Annotated in this window: 3 protein-coding genes; all 3 read right to left on the bottom strand. The window is 64.7% G+C overall.

The features are described from left to right. The coding region (locus AC1D00_RS39435; RefSeq protein WP_477014404.1) for a type II 3-dehydroquinate dehydratase at positions 1-126 on the bottom strand (126 nt) is incomplete at its 3' end. A gap of 227 nt (positions 127-353) precedes the next feature. Further along, the gene (locus AC1D00_RS39430) at positions 354-1202 is read right to left on the bottom strand and encodes a DUF1236 domain-containing protein (protein WP_477014403.1); all 849 of its coding nucleotides are present in this window, start codon (positions 1200-1202) and stop codon (positions 354-356) included. Between the two features lie 208 nt (positions 1203-1410). Next, on the bottom strand, positions 1411-1822 hold a 412-nt coding region (locus tag AC1D00_RS39425), incomplete at its 5' end, for a DsbA family protein (RefSeq protein WP_477014402.1).

The following is a 1822-nucleotide window of genomic DNA, read 5'->3' as shown; positions in this document are numbered from 1 at the left end:
CTCCCGGCACAGCGCCTCGACGTCGGCCAACGTTGCGTGACCATACTTTTCGGGCTCGCGCGTCCCCAGCATGTTGAGGTTCGGCCCGTTGAGGACGAGGATCGTGTCGGTTGCAGGTTCGGCCATTCCAATCCCGTAATCGGTGTTTCGGCGTGGCGGGGTTATAGGTAACAAAGCGCCCTAGGGGAAGCCTTGAAGGACCTCCCAGAGGCCTTCAGGCACCTCATCCGGGGTGCAAAAACCTGTGCGGAAGCTACGGAAATTGCTTGTTAACCAGCCCAAAGCATGGCTGCCGGCGGAACGCAAAGGGGCGGGCATTGCTGCCCGCCCCCTGAGGTTGCCGGCATCCGGCCTTAGACGTCGAGGACCGCGACGATCTCATAGGTGTTCGGATCGATGATCACGATCTGCTCGCGGACCAGCACGTAGCGGTAGCTGCGCCACTCCGGATAGATCGTCACGACGCGGGACGGCAGGGCGTGCAGTTCGATGCCCTCGCGCGGCACGCGGGTGCCGACCGAGATCGCGAAGTTCACGTTGGTCACGGGGGCCACGCGCTCCTCGCGGATCACCGACGTGATCTGGGTCCGCTGCTCGGTCGAGAGCTTGGCGGCGGCGCCGGCCTGGCCGACCGTCGTCGTTGAGGACGAGGTCGAGCTCTTGCCCTCGGCCTTCATGTCGGTCGAGGTGCCCGAGGCCGGACGGTTCTCGGCGTTGCTCTTGGTGGACGTGCCGGCCTTGTTGTCCTCCGCCTTCATGTCCTTGTGGTCCTTGGCGCCGGACTTGGTCGTATCCTGGCTCATGCTCTTGGACTTGTCCTGCTGCGACTTGTCCATCTGACCCTGCGCGCGTTCGTCGGTGCGCTGGCCCTTGGTCGCGCCGGCCTTGTCCTCGGCGGCGTTCTTGTGCATCGCGCCGCCCGAGCGCTCGTCCTTCATTGCACCCGGCGACTTCTCCTCCGCGGCCGCACCCGGCTTCGCGGTGCTGGCGCCGCCAGCCTGACCGACGGTGCCCTTTTCCTTCGTCACGGAGTCTTTGCCCGTGGCGCCGCGCTCGGCCGCACCGCCCGACGGCTGTGTTTGCTGCGCGGGCTGCGCACCGGCGCCGCCGCTGTCGCGGTTCATGGTGCCCTGTGCGTTCGCCAGTCCGGTGCCGGCGACGAGTGCGAGCGCGGCAGCCGAGATCATAAAGCGGTTCAACATTGAATTTCTCCTCACGTGTCTATTTGCGTCATTGCCCGCGCCAACAACGAAAGGAGATATCGGTTGTTCCGGAACATCGGCGGTTCCGCGGCATTTGTTTGTTGAATGCCAGATGAATGATTGTGCCRGATCGCGCCACGGTTTGACCCAGCAAAAAGGCCGGCTTTTCAGCCGGCCTCGTTGCATGCGTGAATTGTGAAGCGCGTGATCAGCAGGTCGCCTTGCCGCAGCGGGCAACGCCGATCTTCTCCTTGAGGCCTTCGAGGCCGATGGCGCCGATCACGATCTGCTTGCCGATCACGTAGCTCGGCGTGCCGTTCATGCCCATCGCCTCGGCGAGCTTGAAGTTCTCCTCGATCRTGGCGCGCACCTCGGGGCCGGCGAGATCCTTCTCGATTTTCGCGGTGTCGAGACCGGCCTCCTTGGCCGCTTGCAGCGCGCGCGCCTTGTCGGCCGCGCCGCGGCCGCCGAGCAGCTTCTGGTGGAAGTCGAGATATTTCTTGCCGGTGGGATCCTGCATGCGCACGGCGACGGCGACCTGGGCGGCCTCGACGGAGCCCTGGCTCAGCACCGGAAACTCCTTCAGCACGACCTTCAGCTTCGGATCACTCTTCATGAGG

The organism is Bradyrhizobium sp. P2_E8, from assembly GCF_056403875.1.
Note: the sequence above shows the minus strand (reverse complement) of the source record. Positions and strands in the feature narration are given on the sequence as shown.